At 68.8% G+C, this 21,612-nt stretch carries 19 protein-coding genes; 8 read left to right on the top strand and 11 right to left on the bottom strand.

Annotation, left to right across the window (positions count from 1 at the left end):
• Window positions 1-11: 11 nt before the first annotated feature.
• Complete coding sequence (locus ON33_RS08060; RefSeq protein WP_040857131.1) at window positions 12-1,070, bottom strand: NAD-dependent epimerase/dehydratase family protein; 1,059 nt, start codon at window positions 1,068-1,070, stop codon at window positions 12-14.
• 205 nt (window positions 1,071-1,275) lie between these two features.
• Here ON33_RS08060 and ON33_RS08055 point away from each other — a divergent pair, with 205 nt between their 5' ends.
• Genes ON33_RS08055 through ON33_RS08045 form a run of 3 tightly spaced genes read left to right on the top strand, consistent with a single transcriptional unit; the run spans window position 1,276 to window position 3,423 of the window.
• Window positions 1,276-2,010, top strand: coding sequence for an ABC transporter ATP-binding protein (locus ON33_RS08055; protein ID WP_040857129.1), 735 nt, complete (start codon window positions 1,276-1,278; stop codon window positions 2,008-2,010).
• Complete coding sequence (locus ON33_RS08050; protein WP_083868720.1) at window positions 2,007-2,795, top strand: ABC transporter permease; 789 nt, start codon at window positions 2,007-2,009, stop codon at window positions 2,793-2,795. Before ON33_RS08055 ends, ON33_RS08050 begins: the two co-directional genes overlap by 4 nt.
• 16 nt (window positions 2,796-2,811) lie before the next feature.
• Window positions 2,812-3,423: a TetR/AcrR family transcriptional regulator gene (locus ON33_RS08045; protein ID WP_040856979.1), complete on the top strand. Its 612-nt coding sequence runs from the start codon at window positions 2,812-2,814 to the stop codon at window positions 3,421-3,423.
• Between the two features lie 50 nt (window positions 3,424-3,473).
• Here the strand turns inward: ON33_RS08045 and ON33_RS08040 are convergent, their stop codons facing one another.
• Entirely contained in the window at window positions 3,474-4,304 is an 831-nt protein-coding gene (locus ON33_RS08040; protein WP_051151771.1) for an SAM-dependent methyltransferase, read from the bottom strand.
• A 24-nt stretch (window positions 4,305-4,328) separates the two neighbouring features.
• Window positions 4,329-5,228 carry a helix-turn-helix domain-containing protein gene (locus ON33_RS08035; protein WP_281033193.1) on the bottom strand — a complete coding sequence of 300 codons (900 nt, stop codon included), beginning with the start codon at window positions 5,226-5,228 and terminating at the stop codon, window positions 4,329-4,331.
• A 130-nt stretch (window positions 5,229-5,358) separates the two neighbouring features.
• Here ON33_RS08035 and ON33_RS08030 point away from each other — a divergent pair, with 130 nt between their 5' ends.
• Window positions 5,359-5,592 (top strand): hypothetical protein, encoded by a 234-nt coding sequence (locus ON33_RS08030; protein WP_040856978.1) that lies wholly within the window; start codon window positions 5,359-5,361, stop codon window positions 5,590-5,592.
• Between the two features lie 363 nt (window positions 5,593-5,955).
• Here the strand turns inward: ON33_RS08030 and ON33_RS08025 are convergent, their stop codons facing one another.
• Genes ON33_RS08025 through ON33_RS08015 form a run of 3 tightly spaced genes read right to left on the bottom strand, consistent with a single transcriptional unit; the run spans window position 5,956 to window position 8,907 of the window.
• Window positions 5,956-6,177 carry a Trm112 family protein gene (locus ON33_RS08025; protein ID WP_040857121.1) on the bottom strand — a complete coding sequence of 74 codons (222 nt, stop codon included), beginning with the start codon at window positions 6,175-6,177 and terminating at the stop codon, window positions 5,956-5,958.
• A gap of 10 nt (window positions 6,178-6,187) precedes the next feature.
• Entirely contained in the window at window positions 6,188-6,676 is a 489-nt protein-coding gene (locus ON33_RS08020) for a GtrA family protein (protein WP_040856977.1), read from the bottom strand.
• The gene (locus ON33_RS08015; RefSeq protein ID WP_040857119.1) at window positions 6,673-8,907 is read right to left on the bottom strand and encodes a membrane protein; all 2,235 of its coding nucleotides are present in this window, start codon (window positions 8,905-8,907) and stop codon (window positions 6,673-6,675) included. The genes ON33_RS08020 and ON33_RS08015 overlap by 4 nt, the downstream gene beginning before the upstream one ends.
• Window positions 8,908-9,259: 352 nt before the next feature.
• On the opposite strand from ON33_RS08015, the gene ON33_RS08010 reads away from it, so the two are divergent.
• Window positions 9,260-10,303, top strand: coding sequence for a glycosyltransferase (locus ON33_RS08010; protein ID WP_051151789.1), 1,044 nt, complete (start codon window positions 9,260-9,262; stop codon window positions 10,301-10,303).
• The gene (rffA, locus tag ON33_RS08005) at window positions 10,293-11,432 is read left to right on the top strand and encodes a dTDP-4-amino-4,6-dideoxygalactose transaminase (protein ID WP_040856976.1); all 1,140 of its coding nucleotides are present in this window, start codon (window positions 10,293-10,295) and stop codon (window positions 11,430-11,432) included. The genes ON33_RS08010 and rffA overlap by 11 nt, the downstream gene beginning before the upstream one ends.
• A gap of 43 nt (window positions 11,433-11,475) precedes the next feature.
• Here rffA and ON33_RS08000 read toward each other — a convergent pair whose 3' ends face one another.
• The gene (locus ON33_RS08000) at window positions 11,476-11,922 is read right to left on the bottom strand and encodes a MarR family winged helix-turn-helix transcriptional regulator (protein ID WP_085996696.1); all 447 of its coding nucleotides are present in this window, start codon (window positions 11,920-11,922) and stop codon (window positions 11,476-11,478) included.
• 143 nt (window positions 11,923-12,065) lie between these two features.
• On the opposite strand from ON33_RS08000, the gene ON33_RS07995 reads away from it, so the two are divergent.
• Window positions 12,066-13,541: an MFS transporter gene (locus ON33_RS07995; RefSeq protein WP_040856974.1), complete on the top strand. Its 1,476-nt coding sequence runs from the start codon at window positions 12,066-12,068 to the stop codon at window positions 13,539-13,541.
• A 14-nt stretch (window positions 13,542-13,555) separates the two neighbouring features.
• Here the strand turns inward: ON33_RS07995 and ON33_RS07990 are convergent, their stop codons facing one another.
• The 4 genes from ON33_RS07990 to ON33_RS07975 form a co-directional block, all read right to left on the bottom strand.
• A complete protein-coding gene (locus tag ON33_RS07990; protein WP_040856973.1) occupies window positions 13,556-14,737 on the bottom strand; it encodes an alanine--tRNA ligase-related protein in 1,182 nt (393 codons plus the stop codon).
• Between the two features lie 230 nt (window positions 14,738-14,967).
• Window positions 14,968-15,840 carry a sterol desaturase family protein gene (locus ON33_RS07985; RefSeq protein WP_040856972.1) on the bottom strand — a complete coding sequence of 291 codons (873 nt, stop codon included), beginning with the start codon at window positions 15,838-15,840 and terminating at the stop codon, window positions 14,968-14,970.
• 86 nt (window positions 15,841-15,926) lie between these two features.
• Window positions 15,927-16,559: a TetR/AcrR family transcriptional regulator gene (locus tag ON33_RS07980; protein ID WP_051151770.1), complete on the bottom strand. Its 633-nt coding sequence runs from the start codon at window positions 16,557-16,559 to the stop codon at window positions 15,927-15,929.
• Window positions 16,560-16,671: 112 nt separating this feature from the next.
• Window positions 16,672-19,635 carry an AMP-binding protein gene (locus ON33_RS07975; protein ID WP_051151769.1) on the bottom strand — a complete coding sequence of 988 codons (2,964 nt, stop codon included), beginning with the start codon at window positions 19,633-19,635 and terminating at the stop codon, window positions 16,672-16,674.
• Between the two features lie 456 nt (window positions 19,636-20,091).
• On the opposite strand from ON33_RS07975, the gene ON33_RS07970 reads away from it, so the two are divergent.
• Window positions 20,092-21,387: a family 2B encapsulin nanocompartment shell protein gene (locus tag ON33_RS07970; RefSeq protein ID WP_040856966.1), complete on the top strand. Its 1,296-nt coding sequence runs from the start codon at window positions 20,092-20,094 to the stop codon at window positions 21,385-21,387.
• The last annotated feature ends 225 nt before the right edge of the window (window positions 21,388-21,612 follow it).

The raw sequence follows: 21,612 nt of genomic DNA, 5'->3' as shown, positions 1-21,612 counted from the left end.
CACAGCCGGGTTCACCGCCAGGTGGGCGCCCCGTTCCCGGAAACGGAGCGCAACGGCGCCGTCGCGAATTCGGCGAGACCCTTGCCCGGAGTGACCTCGGCGACGAAACCCAGTGTGCGGCGGGCACGTTCGGGGCTCGCCACGATATGGCGGACGTCGCCGGCGCGGTAGTCGCCGGTCACCACGGGCTGCTTGCCGCCATAGGCGCGGGCCAGGATGGTCGCCACCTCGCCGATCGTGATCGGCGTGCCCGAGGCGATATTGAGCGGGGTGAACGCCCCGAGCGGGTGCTCGAGAGCGGCGACATTGGCTTCCGCGATATCGCGAACGTGGATGAAATCGCGGGCCTGCGTGCCGTCCTCGAACACGCGCGGGGCGTCGCCCGCCTCCAGCGCGGAGCGGAAGATGGCGGCGACCCCGGAATACGGTGTGTCCCTGGGCATATCGGGGCCGTAGACATTGTGGTAGCGCAGCGCGGTGACGGTCCCGCCGGTGGCCGCGGCCCAGGCGATGGCGTAATGCTCCTGCGCCACCTTGGAGGCGGCGTACAGGCTGCGGGGGCGCAGCGGCGCCTCCTCGTCGATGGGCGTCCAGATGAGGGGGCCGCCGTCGGGGCCCCGGTGATCGAAGCAGCCGTTGTCGAGGTCGGTGCGGGTGCGCGGGGCCGGGTCGGTGGCCACGCCCGCGGAGTCGACATAGCGGCCCTCGCCGTAGACCACCATCGAGGATGCCAGTACCAGGTGCCGGCAGTGGGCGCGGTCCATGGCCGCCAGCAGGACGGCGGTGCCGAGGTCGTTGTGGCTGGCGTAGGCGGGAGCGTCCTGGGCGCTGACGCCCGCGCCGACCACGGCGGCCTGATGGCAGACGACGTCGATGCCGTGCAGCAGGTCGGCGAGGGTGTCCGGGTCGCGCACGTCCACCCGGGCGACGCCGGGCGGGGGTACGGCGGCGGTGCCGTGAGCGGCGGCGAGCATGATGTCGGCCGCGACGACCTCGTGTCCGGCGGCCAGGGCCGCGCGGTGGATGTGCGAGCCGATGAATCCGGCTGCGCCGGTCAGAAGTACACGCATGCGGCGATTCTGGACGGCCCGCCGCCGGAATGCGCCCGGACTGGCGGACCTCGCGTGATTCGTCACGATTTGGTCAGCCGAATCGGCCGGATGCGGCCGGATCGCCACGCCGAAAACGACACGCGGCGAGGTCTTGCCGGGAGTCCCGGATGGGCGCACTATTCATCACGTAGTGAATTCAACACTCGATGAATTGAGGGTGACCGTGACGGCACCAGCGACGACCACCGACGCCATCGCTATCGAGCACCTGGAAGTGCGGCGTGGCGGGCAGCAGGTTCTGCAGGACATCTCCCTGACCGTCCCCGAGGGCAGCATCACCGGGCTGCTGGGGCCGTCGGGGTGCGGGAAGACGACACTCATGCGGAGCATCGTCGGCACGCAGATCATCGAATCCGGATCGGTCACCGTGCTCGGTGACAACGCCGGATCGCGCCGGCTGCGGCGGCGGGTCGGGTACGTGACCCAGGCGCCCAGCATCTACGACGACCTCACCGTGGCCGACAATGTCGCGTATTTCGGTGCGCTGTACGGGGCTTCGGCCGCCGACGTCGAAACCGCCGTGGCCGCCGTCGGTTTGAGCAGTCACTCCGGATATCAGGGCAATGAGCTGTCCGGCGGGCAGCGCACCCGGGTGTCACTGGCCTGCGCCCTGGTGGCCGATCCCGAACTGCTGGTCTTGGACGAGCCGACCGTCGGCCTGGACCCGGTACTGCGCGCCGACCTCTGGGAGCAGTTCCAAGCCCTCGCGAAACAGGGCCGGACCCTGCTGGTTTCGAGCCACGTCATGGACGAGGCCGAACACTGCGACCGGCTGCTGCTCATGCGCGAGGGCCGGCTGCTGGCTCAGCTCACGCCCGCCGAATTGCGCTCCGACACTGGCGAATCCAGTCTGGACAACGCCTTCCTCAAGCTGATCCGGATGGGAGAAGAGCTGTGACCGCGACCCTTTCCCGCCCGGCGGGCGCGCGTCCGCTGGGCTGCTACACCGCCACCACCGTGCGCATCCTGCGCCAGTTGCGCGCCGACAGGCGCACCGTCGCCATGATCGTGCTGGTGCCCGCGCTGCTCATGACGCTGCTGTACTTCGTGTACAAGAACTATCCGGTCAGGCCGGGCGCGCCCCGGCTGTTCGACCGGATCGGCATCACCATGCTCGGCATCCTGCCGTTCGTGGTCATGTTCCTCATCACCGCCATCGCCATGCAGCGCGAACGGGTTTCGGGCACGCTGGAACGGCTGATGACCACGCCGCTGTCCAAGCTGGACCTGCTGGCCGGGTACGGCACCGCCTTCTCGGTCGCGGCCGCGGTGCAGGCCGGGGTGGCCTGCCTGGTGGCGTTCTGGCTGCTGGGGCTGAAGGCGGCGGGCAGTCCAGGGCTGGTGGTCCTCATCGCCGTGATCGACGCGGTACTGGGCGTGGCGCTGGGCCTGCTGGCAAGCGCGTTCGCGCGCACCGAGTTTCAGGCCGTACAGTTCATGCCCGTGATCGTGCTGCCGCAGTTCTTCCTGTGCGGCCTGCTGGTGCCGCGCGGGCAGCTGCCGGGCTGGCTGGAGGCGATCAGCAATGTCCTGCCGCTCAGCTACGCGGTCGACGCCCTCGAGCAGGTGTCCGCGCACACCGGGGCCACCAATGAGATGTGGCGGGACGTGCTGATCGTGGCCGCCTTCACGGCCGTCGCACTGGGAGCGGGCGCGGCCACCCTACGCCGGCGCACCGCATGACCGGGAGACGCGCGGCGTGAGCGGAGGCAACGGAACCCGCAGCGGACGGCGTCCGGGCAATTCCGGCACCCGGGAGGCGATTCTGGACGCCGCCCGGGCGCGCTTCGCCGAGGTCGGATTCGACCGGGCGTCCATTCGCTCCATCGCCACCGCGGCGGGCGTGGATCCCGCGCTGGTCCACCACTATTTCGGCACCAAACACCAATTGTTCGCCGCCGCTCTGCAATTGCCCGTCGACCCGCAGGACATCCTGGCAGGATTCGCCGCCGTGCCGGTGGAAAACCTCGGCGTGCACATCATCCGCACGGTGGTCGGCATCTGGGACTCCCCCGTCGGCATGCCCGCCGTGGCCGCCTTCCGCAGTCTCCTCGCCAGCGACGACCCGACCCTGGCCCGCGCCTTCCTGCTGGAGGTGGTGCTGAAAGAGATTCGCCCCCTGGTCGATTCGCCGCCCGGCACCGGCGCCCAGCGCGCCGCCCTGGCCGCCTCCCAGCTGGCGGGCCTCCTCGTCACCCGCAAGATCCTCCGCCTGGAACCCATTGCCTCCATGACCATCGAGGACCTGGCCAACAGCATCGGGCCCACGCTCCAGCGCTATTTCACCGGCGATCTCCCGCAGCGCGGCTGAACACCGCGCCTCCGGTGACGGGGCGCGCCACCCCGGAGTTCGCGACGAGCTCAGGGCTTGCGACCGATTCCCGCCCAGTACCAAGCGCTTTCGGCGTCGGCGACGGGGGTCGGGCGGTCGGTGAGTTCGGGGCGCCAGGCGGCGACCGGAACGAGGCCCGGGTCGGCGAGGGTGGTACCGGCGAACAGTTTCGCGGTGTCGGACTTGCTGCGCGGTTCGAAGGAGATTCCCGAGGCTTCGGCGGCGGCCTTGACGCCCGCCATGGCTTCGGGCGCGAAATCGGCTGTGGGGTGGGTGAGTACGACGTAGCTGCCGGACGGGACCGCGTCCAGCAGCGTGGCGATGATGTCGTACGGGTGGTCGCTGTCACGGAAGTACATCATGATCGCGATCAGCATGATCGCCACCGGCTCGGACAGGTCGAGGGTCTCGGCCAGGTCCGGGTGGTCCAGGATCGAGCGGGGATCGTGCAGGTCCGCGTGGATGAAGCGGGTGCGGCCCTGCGGGGTGCTCGCCATCAGCGCCCGCGCGTGGGCCAGCACGATCGGATCCTTGTCGACGTAGACGATCCGCGCCCCGGGATCCAGAGCCTGCGCGACCTCATGGGTGTTGCCCGCGGTCGGGATGCCCGTGCCGATATCGAGGAACTGGGTGATCCCGGCCTCGGCGACCAGATAGCGCACCGCCCGCGCCAGAAACGCGCGATTGGCGCGGGCCATGGTCTTGATGGTGGGCACATGCTCGGCGATCGCGTCACCCAGCGCCCGGTCGGCCGGGTAGTTCTCCTTGCCGCCGAGCCAGTAGTCGTAGACGCGGGCTTCGTGGGCGACGGTGGTGTCGATTTCGATCGGCAGATGTCCGTCGAAGGGACTGTCGGACATGGACTCTCTGTTCTCGTCGAGACGCTAGAGCGCGTCGGAGGGTTGGGCGCTGCGAAGTCGATCGAGGAAATCCCCGGTGCGCGCGGGCGGCGCGGCGCACACGCACAGCCGGTCCCAGACCTCGTTGAAACGGTCCAGGTCACCGCGCTTGTCGAGGAACTGCATGCCGTTCGGATGCTCCAGATGGGCGATGTCACCGAATTCCGGGGCCGCGAACCGCAGCAGAGTGAAGGCCGAGCCGCTGATGGCGGGGCCGCCCACGTGGTCGGGCACCACCTGCACCGTGATGTTGGGCCGGGCCGACAGCTCGGCGAGATGCTCCAATTGCCCCTGCCAGACCTCGAATCCACCGAGCGGGCGGCGCAGGGCGGCCTCCTCGATGACGAGCCAGACCCGCGGGGAATCGTCGCGGTCGAGCAGCTGCTGGCGGCGGACCAGCAGCTCGACGCGCCGATGGATGTCGATCGCCGAGGCACAGTGGGCGAGCGCGAGCACGGTGTGCGCGTAGGACGGGGTCCGCGCCAGGTCGGGAACCAGACATGGTGCGTAGCAACGGATCAGGGAGGAAGCGTCCTCGAGCGCCAGATAGGTCTCCGCACGTGCCTTGGTCAGATCAGCGCCCACCTGCCACCGCCCGACCGCGTTCGCCCGGTTCGCCATTCGCAGCAGATCCGCCCGCAGGTCGCCGTCGACGACGCCGTACCTGGTCAGCAGGTCCTCGATGTCCACCGCGCGGAACGTCACCCGGCCCGCCTCCAACCGGCTGATCTTCGAATGCGAAGCGCGGATGGCCCGGCCGGCCGATTCGCCGCTGATACCGGCCTCCTCCCGCAGTCTCCGCAGGCGCAGCCCGACCGCTCGCCGCAGCAGCGCCGGATCTTCCTCCGCCTCACCGGACACCGTATCGACGACCTCGTTGATCACTGACACTCCCGTCGGCATAGGCATTGCGTATCAGAGTGTGCCACAACGAATTCCATCTCACCTGTCGAGCCGCAGCACGTGCCGATGCACGTGCATCCGGTTACACTGCGAGTGGGATCAGCTTGGGGGAATGATGGAAACACCCAGCACTACACGAGGATTCGGCTCGGGAACCGATCACCGGATCAGCATCGCCGATGTCATCGGCGCCTACGGCCTCCACGAGGTCCGCCGCCGAATCGCCCACCTGCACGCCACCGGCCAGTCCTACGCCGCCCACGCCATCGAACACGAACTCGACGCCCACAGCGTCCAGCACCCCGCCCGCCGGCCGACCTCACTGGAATCCTCCAGCAGTCACTGACCGACGGACCCCTGGCCGGAACCGGCGCTACCTGTCCGGAGATCAGCGACGCCGATCCACCCGGCACCGCCGGCGCTGCCCACTCGGCACAACCGGCCAAGGCCCGTACGGCTATGGTGCACCAGGCGCTGGAAACGTCCGTCCCCCCGAGAAGGGCCACGCGGCCGGGTTCAGCACTGCCGCGGCGGGCCAACTCGGCTCAGGTTGGCGTGGGCGCACCCGGCGGGGGGTCGTTGAGCGAATTCTCCAGTGGGCCAATCGGATTCTGCGATGGGCCCGGTCCCCCGAAAGTGCTCACCCGGGGTCCACAGTTCAATCCGGGTTGGGCGGCGCGTCAGGAAAACCGTAGCGGCGGTGGGGGAATCAGGATTGGGCGAGGAAGAGGGCGTGTTCGTCGTCGGAGACGTCGCGGGCCTCGTCGACGAGGAGGACCGGGATGCCGTGGTCGACCGGGTAGGCGCGGCGCAGGCGCGGGTTGTAGAGCACGGTGTCACCGGTGGCGGTGTGGACCAGCTGCAGGGGGCCCTTGTCCTGGGGGCAGGCGAGCAGGCTCAACAGGGTGGCGTCCAGGGTTTCCTCCGACATGTCCGACAACCTACCGGTCGGCGTCCGCGGGAGCGGAATCGGCGGGGCGGCGGAAGCTGATGTGCCGGTGGCCGAAGTAGCTGGCCACCGCGACCAGGCCCATGACCACCACGGCGGCCGGTTTGGCGGGGGCGTGCAGCAGGGAGACGGCCAGCTGCAGCAGCACCATGTTCAGCACCATGCCGACCGCGTTCACGCCGACGAAGGCCACGAAATCGCGCAGCAGGTGCCCGCGCACCCGGAATACCAGGGTGCGGTGCAGTACGAAGGCCACCACCATGCTGACCGCGTAGGCCAGCGCCACCGACAGCGCCGCGGCCACGTCCTTGGCGACCAGGTCGCCGAGAACGGTCAGCCACACGATGGTGAGCGCCATGCCCAGCAGCGTGTTGAACCCGCCTACCAGGGCGAAGGCGATCTCCTGCCGGCGCACCAGCCGCAGCAGCGGCCCGGCCGGGGCCGCCGCGGCATCGGTGACGGGTGGGTGGGTGCCGGTCACTTGGCCGTGCCCACCAGTTCTCGGTCCGGATCGCCGTCGACCTGTTCGGCGGCGGGCGCGTCCCGGCCACGGCGACGCGAGCGGATGTAGAGCCACTGCAGCAGCCCGACGCCGACAAGTCCGGCCGCGGCACTGCCGATTCCGATCTTCCAGCCCGGCGGCCGCCAGCTCACCTCGAGCTCGGCCTTGTCGGTGCCGGCCGGAATGTCCACGGCCACGAACACTTTCGCGACGGTGTGGAACGGGACGGTCTTGCCGTCGAGGGTGACGCGGTAGCCGGGCCAGCCCAGACGCGCAAAGGTGACGCGGCCGCCGGTCTCCGACGACACCCGCACGCGGCTGGTGGTGTCGGTCTCCTCCAGCGAGGTGGCGGTGACGTCGTGGGCGTCACCGACGCGGCCGTTCACCGTGGAGATCGGGCCGTTGTCGCGTTCGAGCACCCGGATGTACTTCTCGTGCCCGGGCACGTCGACGAAATGCCAGCCCTCGGGCGCCGGTTGGTCGCCGGCGTCGGGGAACATCGCCCGCTGCAACACGACCCGGTCGATGAGCATGAGGTCGGCGAGGGTGCGGCCGGTGGTCGGCTCGGCGGCGAACAGGCGGCGGTAGGCGTCCGGGCAGACGCTCGAGTCCCAGCGCATGCACAGCATTTCGCCGAAATAGAAGTGCCCGTTTGGCGTATAGCCGTTGACGTAGTCCTGCTGCAGGTCCTTGGCGTAGTTGCCCCACACCAGCGACCCGTACGCGCCCTGCAGGCTCTTGTCGGCGGGTTGCAGCAGGCCGCGGTCGGAGAGCTGCAGGGTGGTGCCGGTCGTGAACTTCGGGAAGGCCGCCATGGCCTCGTTGCGATCGGCGGGCAGGTTCCACGACATGGGTGTGGGCTGCACCCACCACACCTGGAACCAGGCGATCGGCACCATGGCCGCGATCACCAGCGCGGTGGCCGCCGAGACGCCGCGGGTGCGGCCCAGCCACACCACGCCGAAGCCGAGCGCGATCACCACCGCGGCCGAGCCGAGATGCCAGAGCACATCGTGCGGGTCGGCGGAGAAGGTGCGCACCCACAGCGCCAGAACCAGCACCAGCGCCGAGATGATCCGCTTCTTGCGCTCGCGCAGCGTGGCGAAGCGGCCGAGCAGCACGCACACCAGCACCAGCAGGCCCAGCGCCAGCATGGGCAGCACGCGGGCAGGCCAGCGCAGCGGTCCGACGGTGCCGGGCCCGGCGGTCCACATGAGCGCCATCAGGGCGAACAGGGCGATCGCGACGAACTGCTTCCAGTGTTTCTGCGCCGCTCTCCAATCCACGAACGCGAGCGCCGGAATCAGGAACCAGGCGATGTAGGTCATGGGCAGCGGCTGGATGTAGCCCCACCACGAGGTGAACGCCGGCATGGTGGTCGGCAGGCCGGCGTTCAGCGACTCCGACCACGGCACGGTCAGGAACTGGTCGTTATTGATCTGCGAGTTGCCACGCCAGCTCACCTGCGCCGACAGCATCGACGGCAGGAAGGTCAGCAGACCGGCCATGCCCGCGAAGCCCGCCGCGAGAGCCAGGCGCACCAGCGGTCCCAGCGCCTGGCGCCACTGCGGCCACGACCGCGGTCCCCGGACCACCAGGTAGCCGACCGCGACCGCGACGAGCATGAGCACGGCCTCGACCGCCGGGAACACGTACTGCACCGAGATCGCCAGGTACAGGTACACGAAGACCGGGATCGGCCCGCCCTGGCCGCGCAGGTAGCGCTCCGAGGACGCCCAGGCGTGGATCATCCACGCGGTGCCGGCCATGGCGGTGAACCAGCTGGCCGAGTCGAAGAACAGGAAGAAACCGGTGAACGGCATGGCCACCCCGGCCACCGCGGCCCACTGCGGGCGTGCGCCGTAGACCAGGCACACGCGGTACACGCCGAGCCCGGTGATGATCGCGAAGATCAGCTTCACGATGGTGGCGTACACGGCCAGGTTGGGCACCGAGGGCGCGATCAGATCGATCAGCAGCTGCGGCGGGTTGAACAGTCCCGCTTCCTCATTGGTGTAGTTGCCCGTCATCCACTGATCCGGAATCAGCAGCGGGAAGTGGCCGTCGCGGAAGGCGCGGCCGAAGAACACCCACAGACCCGTGTACTGGGATTCCGTGTCGTCGGTGAAGAAGTGGCGGGAGTTGGCCAGAATGACGGCCAGATAACCGAGGATCACCCCGACCGAAGTGACGATGCCCCAGCGGTACACCTCACGCCGAGCGGCCTTCTCGTCCTGCCCGGAATCGGCGGCCCCGACCACCTTGGAAACTGAGCTTTCCACCACGAGTTCCAGACCCTACAGGGCGGGCGATGTCGATGGCACTTACGCCGGCCGGTTGTGGGGCAGGGACATGGGGAATGATGGGGCGGGTGTCGACAGTTCGCTCCGAATGCCGCGCCGAGCAGCGTGTTAGAGTTCAGCGCGGCTCGGGCTCCGGTTTCCGGTGTGGAGTACCGGCGCACACCGTCATCGAAAGTACATTCAGCTGATGCCGATTCCGTCCGCCCGCACCTACGCGAGCGACCCCAGCGTGACCTCCGGCAGCGAGCGCCCGGCGCGGGTGCACGCGGTCTCCGTCGTGGTGCCCGTGTACCGGGGCGAGGAGACGATCGCCTCCCTGGTCAGCGAGCTGGACAAGCTCGGTGAGCCGGTCACGACGCCGCAGGGCGCCATCTTCCGGGTCGGGGAGATCGTGCTGGTGCACGATCACGGTCCCGACCGCTCGGACGTGGTGCTGCAGGAGCTCACCGAAACCTACCCGCAGGTGCGGGTGGTGTGGCTGAGCCGCAATTACGGCCAGGACGCCGCCACCATCGCCGGTATGGCGGCCGCGCAGGGCGACTGGACCGTCACCATGGACGAGGACGGCCAGCACGATCCGGCCTTCATCGCCGACTTCCTGGACACGGCGCTCGAGCAGCGCGCCGACCTGGTCTACTCCAAGCCGGTCAACACCCGCCCGCACGGCTTCCTGCGCAATGTCACCTCGCGTGGCGCAAAGATCGTGCTTGCGACCCTGTTCGCGTTCCCGGACTCGACTCGCTTCGAGAGCTACCGGCTGATCCGCGGCGATATCGCGCGACAGCTGGCGCAGGTCGCCTCCAACGGTGTGTACCTGGACGTGGCGCTCACCTGGGTGGTGGGCGAGGCGGCGCAGGTGCCGGTCCAGCTGCGCGCGGAGGGCCGCGAGGAGTCCGGCTACAACTACCGGCGGCTGTTCTCGCTGTTCTGGAAGATGGTGCTGTGCAGCGGAACTCGCGGCCTGCGCCTGGTGAGCATGCTGGGCGTGACGCTGGCGCTGGGCGGGCTCGGCATGGCGGGGTGGGTGGTGTACCACGCGCTCACCGACAGCGGCACCGACCCCGAAGGCTGGGCGTCGCTCATGACGGTGCTGCTGCTGTGCTCGGGCGCGGTGCTGTTCTCGCTCGGGTTGATCGCCGAGTACCTCGGCGTGGCCCTGCACGTGCTGGTCGGCAAGCCGCTGTATCTGACGGTGGATTCACCGACACCGCGCCCGGAGCAGCTGGCCCGGATGCGCTACGACGACAGCACGAAACGGTTCGACGACCAGGCCTCGAGGGGGATCTCCGCGCGTGAGCAGTGACCGCATCATCTTCAGCCGCCCGTTCCGCGCCACGCGGGAGCTGCCGAATGTGGAGGCCGTGCTGTCCTCGGACCACAGCCACGGCGACGGTCCCTTCACCGCGACGGCCACCGCGAAACTGCGGGACATCACCGGCGCTCCGCACGCACTGCTCACCACCTCGTGCACGCACGCGCTCGAAATGGCCGGGCTGCTGCTGGAACTCGGGCCCGAGGACGAGGTGATCGTCCCGAGTTTCGCGTTCACCTCCAGCGCGACGGCCATGGCGTTGCGCGGCGCGACCGTCGTGTTCGCCGATATCGACGACACCAACGGCAATCTGGATCCGGAATCGGTGGCCGCGGTGGTCACCCCGCGCACCAAGGCCGTCATGGTCATCCACTACGGCGGCGTGGCCGCCGACATGGACGGCCTGCAGCGGCTGGCGGACGCGCACGGCTTCGCCATCATCGAGGACAATGCGCACGGCCTGGGCGGCTCCTACCGCGGCCGCCCGCTGGGCACCATCGGCACCGTGGGGGCGCTGTCGTTCCACGACACCAAGAACGTGCACTGCGGCGAGGGCGGCGCGGTGCTGCTCACCGACGAAATCCTCATGGCGCGTGCGGAGATCATTCGCGAGAAGGGCACCGACCGGGCCCGCTTCCTGCGCGGTGCGGTGGACAAGTACTCGTGGCAGGACATCGGATCCTCCTACCTGCCCAGTGAATTGAACGCCGCGGTCCTCGACGCTCAGCTCGCCGAGTTCACCACCATCCAGGAAAACCGCCACCGGGTGTGGGACACCTACGCCGCCGCGCTCCCGGACTGGGCCGCGCGCAACGACATTCGCCTCATGCAGGTGCCGTCGGACCGCGAGCACACCGCGCACCTCTACTACCTGCGCGTCCCCACCGAGCATCGCCGCGACGACCTGATCTCGCACCTGTCCCGGCGCGGTATCGTGGCGCCCTTCCACTACGTGCCCCTGGACTCCTCCCCCGCCGGTCTGAAGCTGGGCCGCACGCCGTTCCCCTGTGTGCACAGCGCCGAGTTCTCCGCCACCCTGGTCCGCCTCCCGCTGTGGCCAGGCCTGACCGAGGAGCAGCTGAACCGGGTCGTCGAAGGCGTCACCAGCTTCACCGTCTAGTACCGGCCCGGCGGCATCGCGGATGCCGTTGCCGCACAACGGGTCAGGGGCGTGGAGAGATGCTGCTCCGGTAGCGGTCGATGTCGGCGTTCAGGCGCGCGAGGGAGTCGGCGAGGGCGGTGATCTCCTCGTCGGTCCAGTCGGCGACGATCGCGTCGAGGTGCCGGATGCTCTGCGCGCGTTCGCCGTTCAGGCGGGACGCGCCTTCTGGGGTGAGGCGGAACTTGCGGGCGATGCCGCCGTCGGGGTCGGGGATGCGGTCGGCGAGGCCGGCGCGGACCAGCGCCGCGGTCTGCCGATTCAGGGTCGAGACGTCGAGGCCGAGGATTTCGCTGAGCCCGCCGATGGACATCGGGCCGTCGGCTTCGAGCAGGCTCAGCAGCAGGTAGGCGCTGCGGTCGAGGCTGGTGTCGGTCGCCTTGCGCGCGATGAGGCTGAAACGACCCATCAGCATGGTCTGGAATTCCAGCAGTTCGGTGGGCTTGGGCACTTCCCGTCCTTCCGCGATCCGCATCGACCTGCGGGTTCGACCCCTGTTCACCCACACCCTAGCGGTGCGCATCCTCCATTGCATGTGCATCTTGCACTTTATGTGTACAGTACACAAGATTGCTCGCATCGTGAGGAGATTCCATGTCCCAACCCGATTCCGCTCCGGCGTCCGGCCCGACGCCGGAGCGCACGGGCGCGGGCCGCACCCTCGCGGTGCTCGCCTACGCCGGTGTCATCGCGTCGCTCATGCAGACACTGGTGGTGCCCCTGCTGGGTGAACTACCCCGCATCCTGAAAACGTCGGCTTCGAACACCACCTGGGTCGTCACCATCACGCTGCTCGTCGCGGCCGTCGCCACCCCCGTCGCGGGCCGGCTCGGCGACATGTACGGCAAGCGGCGCATGATGATCGCTTCCACCATTCCGCTCATCATCGGGTCGGTCGTGTGCGCGGTCTCCGAATCGCTGGTGCCGATGATCGTGGGCCGCGGCCTGCAGGGGCTCGGCGTCGGCATCATCCCGCTCGCCATCGCCCTGCTACGCGATGTCATGCCGCCCGAACGGCTCGGCTCGTCGATCGCGCTGATCAGCTCGTCGCTGGGCATCGGCGGCGCGCTGGGCCTGCCGATCGCCTCGGCGGTCACCGAATACAGCAGCTGGCGCGTGATGTTCTGGGTCGCAGCGGTGCTGGTGGGCATCGCCACCGCGTTGATCGTGACCCTGGTGCCCGAGGGCAGCTCGGAAGGACCGTCGGGACGCTTCGATCTGCCGGGCGCGGTGCTGCTCGGCGGCGGTCTGGTGGCGTTCCTGCTGCCGGTGTCGAAGGGCGCGAGCTGGGGCTGGACCAGCGGGACCACGCTGGGCCTGTTCGCCGCGGCGGTCGTCATCCTGCTCACCTGGGGTTGGTGGGAACTGCGGTCGCCCGAGCCGCTGGTGGACCTGCGCACCACCGCGCGTCCGCAGGTGCTGGTCACCAACCTCGCGAGTATCGCGATCGGTGTGGGCATGTACGCCCTGCAGTTGAGCGTGCCGCAGCTGTTGCAGCTGCCGACGTCGCTCGGTTACGGCCTGGGCCAGTCCATGGTCATGATGGGTCTGTGGATGGCCCCCGGCGGCATCATGATGATGCTCATCTCGCCGGTCGGAGCCCGACTGTCCGCCGCGCGCGGCCCGAAGATCACCCTGTTCACCGGCGCGCTGACCATGGCGGCCGGTTACGGAGTGGCACAGCTGACCATGGGCTCCACCTGGGGTCTGGAGCTGGTGAACATCATCTGCAGCACGGGTGTGGCGCTCGCGTACGGCGCGATGCCGGCGCTGATCATGAGTGGCGTGCCGCTGTCGGAGACGGCCGCCGCCAACAGCTTCAACACCCTGATGCGCTCGATCGGCACCTCGGTCTCCTCGGCGGTGGTGGGCGCGGTGCTGGCCCAGCTGACCATCTCGGTGGGCGGCCATGCCATTCCGACCGAGAACGGCTTCCGCACGGTGTTCGTGATCGGCAGCGTGGCCTGCCTGGTGTCCGCGGTGATCGCCCTCATGATCCCGGTCCGCAAGGCGGTCGCGGCCCGCACCGCCGCGGCGGCCGAGCCGCAGAGGGTGCTGGCGGAGAACTGAACCGCCGCGCCGGCTCACGGCCGGCGCTCCGAGCCGAGGAACTCCACGAGATCTCGCGGCAGCCCATGGGTCTCGTAGAGGTACCGGTAGTCGCCCTCGGTCAGCGAACCGCCGAAACGCCGGTGGGACAGGACTTTCCGACCTCGGTCCAGCTGACGCAGGAACATCCGTTCCTCGTCGAGGAGAACTGTCCGGACATCGTGCGGACTTCGCGGCTGGCCGAAGTGACCGAGGGTGTGGTCGATGAGTTCGATCGGCAGGTCGGACAGGGTGCGGGTCGGGTCGTCGCGCCACAGGGTGGTCAGCGCGCGCCGGATCAGCCGGCGGAGTACGTGGCCACGGCCGTTGGGAGACGGGACGATTCGGTCACCGACGATGACGATGCCGGATCGCAGATGGTCGGATACCAGCCGCACGGAGGACTCGCCGAGGGTGGGCCAGAGCCGGGGCAGGGTGGTCGTCCAGGGCTGGAAGAGATCGATCTCGTAGACGGATCGGGTGCCCTGCAGGATTCGCACCAGGCGTTCCAGGCCCAGCCCGGTGTCGATGCCGGTGCGGCGCAGGGGTTCCAGGCCGCCGTCCGGATGCCTGACATACCGCATTGTGACGTGATTCCACACCTCCACCCAGCGATCGTCACCGGTCGGTGTGCCCTGCGGAACCCCGGTCCCGGTCCAGACGAAGATCTCCGAATCGGGCCCGCACAACCCGGTGGGCCCGTTCGACCACCAGTTCTCGTGAACCGTCGGTTCGACCGGCACACCCAGTTCATCCCAGGTGCGCCAGGACTCGTGGTCCGGCTCGACCCGGTCGTCCCCGCCGAAGACCGTGACGTGCATCCGCCGCGGATCGAGGCCGAACCCGTCGTGCAGCAGTTCGAAGCCCCATCGCAGACTTTGCGGTCCGCCGTAGTCACCGAGCGACCACGATCCGAGCATCTCGAACACGGTCAGATGGGTCTCGTCCCCGACCTCGTCCAGATCGGTGGTGCGCAAACATCTCTGCAGGCCGGTGAGCCGCTGTCCCAGCGGATGTGGCCGCCCCTCGAGATACGGCGTCAGCGGATGCATCCCGGAGGTCGTGAACAGCACCGGATCCCCCGGTGGCGGTATCAGCGATTGCCCCGGTGTGAGTTGGTGCCCGCGTTCACGGAAGAACTCGAGGAAAGTCTGAACGGTCTGATCGGTAGTGATCATGGCGAGTGCTCCATCGACTCGAAATCGACCGGAAGCGACCGCACGAGGCGGATCAGGCCAGAAGACCGTCACCCGTCGGCGGACCGTTTCCGGTCGCCGACAAGGACAGTGAGGTCAGGCGACAGCGACCGGCGAGCTGTTAGCTCGCGCGGTCGCGGTGCGCGGGGAGACCTCCATGGCCTCAAGGTAACAACGCACCGCCCGGAGCACGACCGATTATCGAGGCGGGTTCAGGCGGGCTGGTCGCGGAGTTCGCGGGGCTCCCAGCCGGGCGGCGCGAAGACGTAGCCGAGCTTGTCGCGCAGGCCGCGGGCGGCGCGGACGTCGCGAATGATGTTGCCGTACTCGTGATATTGCAGCTTCAGGAGGTTGTAGGTGCCGATGGGTTTGGTGAGACCGTAGGTGGGACGGTGGATTTCGGGCTGGAAGGTGCCGAGCATGCGGTCCCAGACGATGAGGATGCCGGCGTAGTTCTTGTCGAGGTATTCGGGGTCGCTGCCATGGTGGACGCGGTGGTGCGACGGCGTGTTGAAGACGAATTCGATGGGGCCCCAGAGTTTTCCGATGGTCTCGGTGTGGGTGAAGAACTGATAGATCAGGTTGCAGGTGAAGGCGATGTAGATGGTCCAGGGGGCGAAGCCGAGCAGCGGCAGCGGCGCCCAGAAGATGGCCTCGGACCACGGATTCCACTTCTGCCGCAAGGCCGTTCCGAGATTGAAGTACTCGCTCGAGTGGTGGGCCTGATGGGCGGCCCAGCCGATGCGGACCCGGTGCGAGAAGCGGTGATTGAGGTAGAAGAGCAGGTCCAGGACCACCATCAGCAGCACCCAGCTCCACCAGGCGCCGGTCGGGATGTGCCAGGGCGCGACGTAGGTCCACAGCAGCACGAACACCACCAGGCTCAGGGTCTTGAACACGAACGACGACACGATCGAGCCCAGCCCCATGCTCAGACTGGTGCGGGTGTCGCGGGCCAGATAGCCGGTTGCCTGCTCGGGATCGCTCTCACGCAGCGACACCATCTCGACGGCGATACACAGCAGGAAAACCGGGACCGCGTACAGCAGCGGCGTGTTGATCTCATGCCAGACCTGCGAGAACATCGCACCTCCTCGAACTGACCGATTCGTAAGTTACCAATCGGTCAATTTGATGGCAAGAGGTGAACCCGGTTCGGACCACTCACGGATCAGAGAACAGCGGCGAACAGGCGGGCGCTGCGCGCGATCATCGCCTCGGCCGTCTCGTCGGGATGGTTCAGCCACCAGTCGACGAGCGCGGCGACCAGCCCGGTCCACACCGCGATCAGCGCCGACAGATCGCGCGGATCGGTCAGCCCGTGCCCCGCCACGAAGGCCCCCACACCCTGATCGGTCTGTGCGTCGATGCGGGCGCGCGCGGCCCGCACCGCCTCCGCCGCGGGCCCCTCGGCCGGATAGGTCTGGTCGTGCACGACCTTCCAGTCGGAGGGCCGCGGTTCCAGCGCGGTGAAGATCGCGGCCAGTGTCCGCTCGGCCATCGCCAGCGAGGCCGTCCCCGTGATGGCCTCGTCGATCGCGTCCCCGAGCACCCCCGCGGCCCGTTCCACACAGGCCACGTACAACCCGTCCTTGGACCCGAAGTACCCGTACACCAACGGTTTCGACACCCCGGCACCGGCCGCCACCACGGCCGGCGAGAGCCCGGCGTACCCGACCCGCGCGATCTCCGCGGCCGCCACGTCGAGGATCTGCGCCTCACGCTCGGCGCGCGGCACCCCCTTGGTCCCCGCCGTGCCGGCCCGCTTCACCGCTGCGCCACGACCTCCCGCATCCGATCCCATCCCCGAAAATTACCATTCGGTCAATTCACCGGATCGAAAGCGAAATGCGAACGCGCCCCGGCCCTGTCGTTCCACGGTCGGAACGACGCGGCGCCGGGGCGCGTGCGGTCGTTCAGGCGAACAGTCGCGAGGCGAGGTCGGGAGTCAGCACCTCGTACGCCTCGGTGGTGCGGTTGTACCACCAGGTGCGATCGTCGGGCTCGGCGCGACCCGCGGCCTGGACCGCCCGCGTCGACGGCCGGAAGGTGGAGCTACGCGGGATGTCGTCCACGACGTAGACGATGTCGGGCCGCTGATCCGGGGCCAGGGCCCGGACCGCCTCGGTCACGTCCTTGGGGGCCAGGCTGAAGCCCGTGCGGACACTCACCGCGGCCACCGCGAGCACGCGGTCACCGGTGGGGAGGGCGAAGGCGACCTCCATGTCGACGGCGGTGATGTCGTTCAGCACATCGACGATCGGCTGCGTGTAGACCGGGCCGCGCGGAGTCGGGATGACAGTGTCGCGGCGGTCCATGAGCCAGTAGTCCCCGTCGCTGTCGCGGCGGAAGAGATTCTCGGTGGGCATCCACGCGTCGCCGGGCGCGAAGACGCCGCGCAGGCCGCCCGCGGAGAGGTCGACCAGATCGGATACCGTGCCGATGAGCAGCCCCACCTCGTTGTCGGCGCAGCGGCGCGCGAAACCGCTGTCCTCGACCAGGATCTCGTCGGTCTGGGGATCGTAGGCGATGAGCTCGACCTTGGCGGTGCCCGGTACCGGACGGCCCTTGGAGCCGATCTTGGCGCCGGAGACGTTGGCCAGCACCACATCTCCCTCGATGGAGGCGTAGAACTCCAGCACCTTGGCGGGCGCGAAGCGCTCCTCGGTGCGCCGCCACAGGCCCCTGGGCATGCCGGAGCCGATGAACAGGCGGATCGGGTGCGGGTGCCCGTCGGCGAAGGTGTCGGCGTCGAGGATGTCGCGCAGCATGGTCCAGGTGTAGGTGACCACGGTGACGCCGTAGCGGTGCACCTCCTCGGCGAACCGCGCCGGCTCCAGCGAGCGGGCCAGCGCGATGCGGCTGCCGCCGGCCACCGCGCCACCCAGGCTCACCAGCAATCCGGACGAATGATGCAGCGGCGCAAGGCAGTACACGGTGTCGTGACGGCCCAGGTCCGCCGCCGACGCGGTGCCGAAGGCCGACAGCGCCCAGCGGTGATTGGTGACCTGCTTGATGTCGTACTTGTCGCCGGTGCCGGTGACCAGGATGAAGGCCAGCTCGCGGGCCAGGCCCGGATCCGGCCGGTACCAGGCGGGCAGCTCCACCCGCGCGGGATCGATCTGCTCCAGATCGACCACGTCGGCGCCGCGCGGAACGACGAGGTCACGCGAGTCGCCGCCGCCGAGCACCAGTACCCGGTGGCCGGTGGCGGCCGCGCTGGCGAGGTTCTCCGGATCGGCGATGAGCAGCCGGGTCCCGGTCAGATCCGCGACCTTGGACAGCTCGCTGCCCGGCGCCAGCAGCACCGCGACCGCACCCAGCCGCGACAGCGCGGCGATGGCGGCCAGCGCGCTCGGCCGGGTCTCCATGACCACGCCGACCCGGGTGGCCGGTCGCACGCCGACCGAGATCAGCCCGCGCACCACATTGTCGATGCGCTCGTTGACCGCTTCCTGGGTGTGCACGCGGTCATCGAAGACGAACAGCTCGCGCTGCGGCGCGCGCCGCGCCTGCTCGGCGAGCAAGCGGCCCAGCGAGATTCGGGTGTGCGGCTGGATCATGCCCAGCCGGGTCAGCCGGGGCAGCGCGCGGGCGGCCTCGCTGGTGAGTTCGACGGTGCCGCGCAGCGTCTGCCCGGCCACGCCCTCGATGGTCTTGCCGACGCTGGTCCCGGCCTCGGCCAGGGTGCCGAGCGCGTGCACGACCCGGGTGAGCCCGGTGCGCGGGCCGTTGCGGACCACCTCGGTGCTCATTCGCTGGACCTGCTCGGGCAGGTCGGCACGGCCGCTGAGGTGGTTCACCCAGTCGCGCACCACGGGCCAGGTGTGCTTGGTGGCGGTGGAACCCGACACCAGCCCGAAATGCCCGGCCACGATGCTGGTCTCGTACACCTCGGCGTTGGGGGCGGCCCGCACGATGCCGCGCACGGCGGCGGGCTGACCGATGTCGTCGACCTCGCCGACGAAGGCCAGGATCGGGCACTTGATCTCCGCCAGCGAGATGAGCTGATCGCGGATCACGAAGCCGCCCAGCATCATTCGATTGTGCTTGACGAACTGCTGGAGCAGGTCGGTGAGCGCGGGACCGGGGTAGCCGAGCCAGCCCTCGGCCTCGAGGAAGCGGCGCTGCCGCTCCTTGGGCAGCAGCGCCTCCCGGTTGTGCAGCTGGCGCAGGAAGTCGATGCGGGCGCGCACCGTCTTGACCGGGTCCAGGGCCTGGAAGCCCAGGCGCACCATGGAATCGGTGATGGGCAGCCGGTTCAGCACGTGATCGGTGAGGAGGTCGGCGGCGTCGGATACCAGCCCGTGCGGCAGGCCGAAGGGCATGCCGGCGACGGCGTCGACCGGGCTGCCGAAGGTCACGATGGACTCGATGCCCTTGCCGTAGCGGTAGGCCGCGGTCTGGTAGGCGAACATGCCGCCTTGCGAGTACCCCATGAGATGCACAGGGCGCCCGGTGGTTTCGGTGACGGTGTCGATGGCGCTCGAGACCGCCAGCACATGATCGGCCAGATCCCGGTCCCAGCCACCCTCTTCGGTGGCGGGCGAGCCGAAATCGACGACCCAGCAATCGATTCCGCCCTTGTGCAGAATACCGACCGCACCGTCGGCGGCATTCACGTCCCAGATCTCGGCGGTCACCATGATCGGCGGCACCAGCACCACCACCGGACGGTCCGCCCCGCCGTCGTCCGGGAAGTAGTGCCGCAGCCGATACATCCGCTTCCGCTCCACCACCTCATAGGGCGACGATTCGATCTCGTGAACCAGCCCCCCGAACCGGATCACCTCGAGCCCGTTCTGTGCGGTCGCGACGAGTCGTTCGATCGGACCCACGACGGACCTCGCATTGAATTTCACGGCTTCTCTCCCAGACATTTCCTGGCCTTGACCAGCGTCACCCGCCCCGACGCGTCCCGATGAGCTTGCCATAGGTCCAGCCTACTGCGCTGGCGCTGTGACCAGCACCATGCGGCCCCCCGCGCGCCAGAACAAACCGGCCATTCGCGGCATACGCGACACAGCAACATTCCAGGCATCATGTTTTGGAATTTCGGGACGCCGGGCTGATCAGGGGCCCTACCATCGGTATCGCTGGAAACGCACTGTCGCGCTTGTCAATTCACTCACTTGACTAATTCACGCAGGCCCCGTTCGGGTCTGCTGTTTCGCCGTGGACTCCACCGCCTTCCCGCGCGGTGGCCCTTCGAGGTGAGGACCGCAGCATGACCATCGAAATGCCCCTTCGGACCGAAAACGGCCAGCGCAAGTCCCTCAGTACCGCCGCCGCCCACCAGCTGGCGCACCACCAAATCCGAACCGCAGATCTAGGGCATCGGCTCCCGCCGGCTGACCCGTTCGCTGCCGTGGAGCCAGGTCAAGGGCGGTATCTACCGCGTCAACCGGCGCCTCACCCACACCGTCGGCAACGGCGAGGTCGAGTACATCATCAACGGCCCGAACGCCCGGGTCATCCCGCTCGAGCTGCAGGAACTGCCGCAGCTGCGCGGCTTCGCCGACGAGGAGATCCTGGCCACCGTGGCCGGCCGCTTCGAACAGCGGGATCTGCCCGCCGGCACCGTGGTCGCCGAATTCGGCGACCCCATGGACCAGGTGCTGCTGATCGTGCACGGCAAGCTCGCCAAGATCGGCACCGGCGAGTATGGCGAGGCCACCAAGCTCGGCATGCTCGGCGGCGGTGATTTCTTCGGCGATCAGACCCTCACCGATCCGGACGCCATCTGGCCGGTCACCATCAAGACGGTCACGCCCACCACCATGCTGGTGCTGGCCCGCTCCACCGTGAACCAGCTGACCGAGAACATTCCCGCACTGGCGGAACATCTTTCCGCCGTGGCGCAGGCGCCGGCGCTGCCGCAGAACAAGTACGGCGAGGCCGAGATCGTCATCGCCTCCGGTCATTCCGGGGAGCCGATGCTCGAGGGCACCTACGTCGACTACGACGACCAGCCGCGCGAATACGAACTGAGCCTGGCCCAGTCGGTGCTGCGCGTGCACACCCGCGTCGCGGACCTGTTCAACGACCCGATGGATCAGATCGAGCAGCAATTGCGCCTGACCATCGAGGCCCTCTACGAGCGCCGCGAGTACGACCTGGTCAACAACCCGGACTTCGGCCTGCTCGACAACTGTGACCTGAAGCAGCGCATCTACACCGAATCCGGCGCGCCCACCCCGGACGATATGGACGAACTGCTCTCCATGCGCCGCAGCACCAAGCTGTTCCTGGCCCACCCCAAGGCGATCGCCGCGTTCGGCCGCGAATGTTCCAAGCGCGGAATCTATCCCGACCCGGTGGAGGTGGACGGCCACCGCGTGCCCGCCTGGCGCGGGGTGCCGATCTTTCCGTGCGGCAAGATCCCGGTCAGCGACACCCACACCACGTCGATCCTCGCCATGCGCACCGGCGAGAAGGACCAGGGCGTGATCGGCTTGCACCAGACCGGAATTCCGGACGAGTACGAGCCCAGCCTCAATGTCCGGTTCAAGGGCATCGACGATCAGTCGATCATCTCCTACCTGGTCAGCTGCTACTACTCGGCCGCCGTCCTGGTCCCCGACGCGCTCGGCATTCTCGACAATGTGCTGGTCGCCCGACAGTCCGACTGAGCGAGGTGTCCCGTCATGTCGGTGCTCTCACGCGCCGCGGCCCCGCCTGCCACCCATGAGGTGGCGGCGGCCGTCGCCGCCCTGCTGACCACCTCGACACCACCGCGCCCCAGACCCTGCTCGCGGCAACGGAAGCCGCGGCCGCGCTCGGTGACGATCCTCGTCTCGGCGCCGCCGAGACACCCTCGCCCCGACGGCTGCTCGGCCCCGTAGGCCTCGGGGCCC

The sequence above is a fragment of the Nocardia niigatensis NBRC 100131 genome (assembly GCF_000308655.1).
Taxonomy (GTDB): domain Bacteria; phylum Actinomycetota; class Actinomycetes; order Mycobacteriales; family Mycobacteriaceae; genus Nocardia; species Nocardia niigatensis.
The sequence above is the reverse complement of the archived record's forward strand: the minus strand, read 5'-3'. Positions and strand labels throughout refer to the sequence as shown.